At 66.0% G+C, this 312-nt stretch carries 1 protein-coding gene; it reads right to left on the reverse strand.

The window, feature by feature from the left end; all coding sequences use genetic code 11:
- Positions 1 to 312 (reverse strand): endo-1,4-beta-xylanase (locus QEZ54_RS36310; RefSeq protein WP_281309325.1); only part of this gene is annotated, 312 nt, incomplete at both ends.

Raw genomic sequence — 312 nt, forward strand, 5'->3', positions numbered from 1 at the left:
GCTGTTGAGGGCGTTGAGGGTTGCGGTGTAGGCGGCTTTCTTGTTGCCGGAGGAGTCGAACAGCAGGGGGTTCTGGCCGGTGCGCCAGGAGTCGCTGTCGCGGATGCCCCAGACGGTGATGCCGGTGCAGCGTGATACGGCCAGGCAGGCGCGGGTGACGGTGTCGTAGGCGCTGGCCTGGGTGGATCCGGCGATGTCGAGTTCGGTGATCTGGACGTCGACGCCGAGGTTGGCGAAGCGCTGCAGGTTGGTCTGGTAGTCGGCGGGTGCGGTGTTGGTCAGGTGGGATTGGAATCCGACGCAGTCGATGGG

This window comes from Catellatospora sp. KI3 (genome assembly GCF_029948125.1).
In the GTDB taxonomy this organism is placed as follows: Bacteria; Actinomycetota; Actinomycetes; order Mycobacteriales; family Micromonosporaceae; genus Catellatospora.